This is a genomic window from Petrocella sp. FN5, from assembly GCF_029210395.1.
Taxonomy (GTDB): domain Bacteria; phylum Bacillota; class Clostridia; order Lachnospirales; family Vallitaleaceae; genus Petrocella.
In genome coordinates this window covers 1-4367 of sequence record NZ_JARGDP010000119.1, presented here as the reverse complement: position 1 = coordinate 4367, position 4367 = coordinate 1, and the positions used below count along the sequence as shown (strand labels likewise).

Below are 4367 nucleotides of genomic sequence, written 5' to 3'. Positions count from 1 at the left end.
AAATAAAGTATATATCTATTATGCTATTTTGGATTTTACCTCCAAAGTTTTATTTTTTTGCTTTTTAATTGCACCAATAAAAACATACTATAAGAAAATGCTATGCTTGCGCCAATAATTGGTATGCTAAGAGTTTCTTAGGGATTTCATTTTGTAATATGGTCATAATCGGTAATCCAATTATACCTGCAAGAAGTGCAATGAAGGCGTTCATTGAGATCAGTAATTTTCTAAACTCTATCTTTCCCATGGCCCTCTCAACTATAAGGGTTCCAAGAATTAAGCCAACAGGAAACATACTGTTGATAAGACCAAAGCTCTTAGAAGGCATCACAGATCGGTTCGTATTGTGTGGAAAGAAGGTTCATTCCGTGCTAAAATAGAGTTAACCCCTAAATTCTTCTGAGGTTATTTGTAAATTGAGCTGTGTTTTGATTAAGATTGTATCGTCATAGGAGGCGCACATGTTCAAAAATCTAAAAATTCAAATCCTTTTCTTGTTTCTTCTTGTCAGTATAATTAGCCTCATCTTATTTGGATCTTTTACTCAATACTTCGGTTCCCGTCTCCTTAAGGACAGTACGCTCGAACGAAGTGAATTTGCTGTTCTTGCCATGAAGCATGAGTTCGAAAAAGGCATTGATGAAGCCTATAAGGTTATTAATGTCCTTGAATTCACACTTTTTGACTATCTGAAAGAAAATCCACCTGAAAATAAGGATGACATCGAGCTTCTGATGGATTGGCTTGAACCTACCATCCGGCAACAAGCTCAAAGTCAAAATCAAAGCAGGACCGCATACATTTATATTAATCCTGAGCTTTATCACTTTGCCACCGATATCTATTATGCCGATCAAGATGGAGACGGTAACGTCAGTCGACAGTCTACCCTACCCTACGATTATTTTGCCTCCGGCCCCAATGCCTTAGATGACAAGGCTTGGTGGTTTGGACCAATAGAAGCCCAAGGTGACTTCTGGACCCAACCTTATGATTGGGTTCTAGACAATGGCGAAATCATACGATTTATATCCTTGACTCGACCCATCTATTATGAAGGGCAGCTTTTTGCGGTCATTGGTACGGATTTGGCTTATGAAATTATTGAAAAGCGTGTCCAGGATTATGCTGTTTATAATCTAGGCACTACGTTTTTACTGGACGCAGAAGGTAAGACTATGATACCAAATGATATTACCGCCTCCAATGAGCTCTTCGATGATGACCAACTCCTTTTTACGGCAAAACTTACCAATCAATGGACCCTTGGCATATCTACTTCCAGGGAGCAAATATATGCCCCTCTTTGGAGGTTCCAACAATTATTGTTGGTGATTGGACTGGCTGTTATATTCTGTGTCTCCCTGCTTTCTCTATGGTTTAGCAAAAGTGTCACCGCCCCACTTAAACTTATGGAAGATGTCCTTCATGCAGCACAAGGGAATTTGTATGATATCAACTTACCTGAATCTTTGAGAGAGCGAAAAGACGAAATAGGTGCTTTAGCACGCGCACTCACTCAGATGAACCAACAACTTCAGACAGATCTAATGACAATCGAGTTTAAAAATCTTGCCTTAAACAATGAACAATCTAAACGCAAAAACATCGAAACCAGACTACAACTCATAACAAAGACGCTTGAGCATTCTGATAACGGTATCTTTATTACGGACGAGAACTACCGCATCTTATATACGAATAAAACCTTTCACAGCATCACTGGTTATCAAGACCAAAACCTTGATTCAGATTTATTAACAGCCGGCATATTCTTAACAGACAAACAAAAACATATACTTTCCTCTAAAGGCTTATTACAAGGAGAATTCGAGCAAAAACGTTTAGGTGATAGACCCTATCCCATGCAACTGTACATCACCAGGATCGTCGATGAGGCCACTTACTATCTGGGCCTTTTTAAAGATATTTCCGAGCAAAAAATTAAGGACCAGCATCTGAACTATCTTCGTTTCTATGACTTTGCCACTCAGTTACCAAATAAGGTCCTGTTTCAAGAAAAAATAGATGCTCTCTTACAAACCAATACCGAATCATCCTATGTCTGTCTCCTAATTAATATTGATAATTTTAGAATTCTTAATGGGCTTATTGGTACTGAGGCTTGTGACCAGCTCATCAAGCAGTTTTCCGATCGTTTGCTACAATATGAACACCCCCACGACCTAATTGCTCGAACAGAAGGGGATGAATTTGGTGTCTTTTTCCATCTGAAACATGATGAAATTATCCTTAACCATTTGACTTCTCTCAAAAGACACCTTACTAAGCCCTATTTACTAAATGATGAACTGCACCATATCACTGTAAGTTTTGGCTTTTCTTGCTCGCCTGAAAACGGTAGGACTGCTGAAGAACTACTTAAAAATGCAAGTATTGCCTTAAATCATGCAAAGAACAATGGTAAAAATCAGATTGTTAAATACGAGGATGCCTTTGAATCTATATCTGCTGAAAATTATGAACTCCTAAAACATATGCGTTTTGCACTTGAACAAGATGAAATGTTTTTACATTTTCAACCGCAAATTAATGTACACACCAAACATGTTGTTGGTGTTGAAGCCTTATTGCGTTGGAAACACGATGATCATTATATCTCCCCGAATCAGTTCATCCCCCTTGCAGAGCAGACTAGACTCATCATTCCTATTGGCGAGTTTGTACTTAAAGAGGCTTTTAAGCTTGCTGAATATTTCTACAAATCTAATGCATCTATCGTTGTTGCCGTTAATATTTCCGCCGTACAACTGAAATGGGATTTTTTATTCGCTCAGGTTATGCGCTTGAAGCAAGTCTATGCCTTCCCTAATGAAAACATTGAATTCGAGGTGACGGAAAGTCTTCTCATAACAAATGAAGATGAAGCCATTGATGTGATTATTGAATTGAAGCGTATGGGCTTTATGACTACCATTGATGATTTTGGCACAGGCTATGCCTCACTTAGCTACTTAAAACGATTTCCCTTTGAACGTATTAAGATTGACCGGAATTTTATTAAGGATTATCCTGATACGGATGATGGCAGTATAGCAAAACTGATCATTAATCTAGCAAAAAACATGAATATCGAAATCGTTGCAGAAGGCATTGAAACCATAGAACAATTAGAATTTCTAAAACAACATGATTGTCATATCATACAAGGTTACTATTTCGCCAAACCTTTACCCAAAGATGACTTAATGGATTATATTCATGATATGAATCATCCAAATTTGTAATATTGGCACCAAAAAAAAGGAGTTGAACGTTTCCATTCAACTCCTTTTTCTTGTAATCTTATAGTGTGTCTTCTGTTTCAACAAGTTCAGAATCCTCTTGTGTTTCATCCTCTACAACTTCTTCGTCCGTAATATCTTCACTTTCTTCATTGGTACTGTCATCATCTTCTGAGCTCTCTTCATCAACCTCAATGGTTTGAGCTTCTTCATCCCATATAACTTTAAGTCCTAGGTTCTCAGCAATAAATCTTAATGGCACCATGGTTCTATTGTTCATTAAGCCGGCAGGTACATCAATGGGTACTTCAACATCATTGACATAGGTAATATTATTTATTAGGTCAAATACGATTGTTTTGTCATCTTTTACGATTGTTACAAGCTTCTCTTCACTATTCCATGTTACGGTAGCACCCATAGCTTCTGTAATGGCTCTAACCGGAATCAGTGTTCTACCTTCTTTGATAACAGGAGGTGTATCAAACTTGACATCTCTGTTCTTGAAAAATATGTTCTCTACTGGAATGGCTCTCATGTTTTTCTGATTATTAAAGTTTTTATAGACTTCTTGCAACTGGCTTAATTCTTCTTCTGAATATCGACTTCTTGCAATCTGCTTTTCAAGTTTTCTGGCATTTTGCTGCTCTTTGTCTCTGCCTCTTCCTCTGTTCTCACCTTTCTCATATCCTACATCTTCTGTCACTTCTTCTTCGATTTCACCTTCTGGTGTCGTCAGATCCACCTCTTCTGCAAATGATACCGCTGAAAACCCAAATATCATTACAAAAACCATAAGTAATGCCAATACTTTGTTGATTTTTTTCATCTTAGTTCCTCCTTAATGAATGATTGTTTTTTATCCCCAGAGCACAAAAAAAGCTCTGAAGGGATTGCCAAACAGAGCGAATACATGAATACTGTATTTTCAGTATTTGGTAACCCGGCTACCTTGGTTGTTACTACCTTAAGGTCCGTGGCTTTGCGTCCCCAAATTTCTTTGGGTTTGCCTTTATCGTTTACTTGATATCTTTATTACTTGTACTATAAAGTATAGTAGTATAATACCGTTTTGTCAATAGACCTAAGAATACGTCATAATACTCAAACCTCATCACT

The 4367-nt window shown here is 37.6% G+C and carries 3 protein-coding genes and 1 riboswitch; of the genes, 1 reads left to right on the top strand and 2 read right to left on the bottom strand.

Going from position 1 to position 4367, the window contains the following annotated elements; translation table 11 throughout:
- Nucleotides 1–100: 100 nt before the first annotated feature.
- Complete coding sequence (locus P0N36_RS14630) at nucleotides 101–250, bottom strand: hypothetical protein (RefSeq protein WP_275843608.1); 150 nt, start codon at nucleotides 248–250, stop codon at nucleotides 101–103.
- Between the two features lie 214 nt (nucleotides 251–464).
- Between P0N36_RS14630 and P0N36_RS14625 the strand changes: the two genes are divergently transcribed.
- Nucleotides 465–3251: a bifunctional diguanylate cyclase/phosphodiesterase gene (locus P0N36_RS14625; protein ID WP_275843607.1), complete on the top strand. Its 2787-nt coding sequence runs from the start codon at nucleotides 465–467 to the stop codon at nucleotides 3249–3251.
- Between the two features lie 58 nt (nucleotides 3252–3309).
- Here P0N36_RS14625 and P0N36_RS14620 read toward each other — a convergent pair whose 3' ends face one another.
- Nucleotides 3310–4077, bottom strand: coding sequence for a copper amine oxidase N-terminal domain-containing protein (locus tag P0N36_RS14620; RefSeq protein ID WP_275843606.1), 768 nt, complete (start codon nucleotides 4075–4077; stop codon nucleotides 3310–3312).
- A gap of 105 nt (nucleotides 4078–4182) precedes the next feature.
- Nucleotides 4183–4269: riboswitch (cyclic di-GMP riboswitch) on the bottom strand.
- Nucleotides 4270–4367: the final 98 nt, after the last annotated feature.

What these genes read in the sequence shown, in the direction of transcription:
- P0N36_RS14630 (WP_275843608.1), bottom strand. Translation starts at nt 250, where the DNA reads ATGGGAAAGATAGAGTTTAGAAAATTACTGATCTCAATGAACGCCTTC.
- P0N36_RS14625 (WP_275843607.1), top strand. Translation starts at nt 465, where the DNA reads ATGTTCAAAAATCTAAAAATTCAAATCCTTTTCTTGTTTCTTCTTGTC.
- P0N36_RS14620 (WP_275843606.1), bottom strand. Translation starts at nt 4,077, where the DNA reads ATGAAAAAAATCAACAAAGTATTGGCATTACTTATGGTTTTTGTAATG.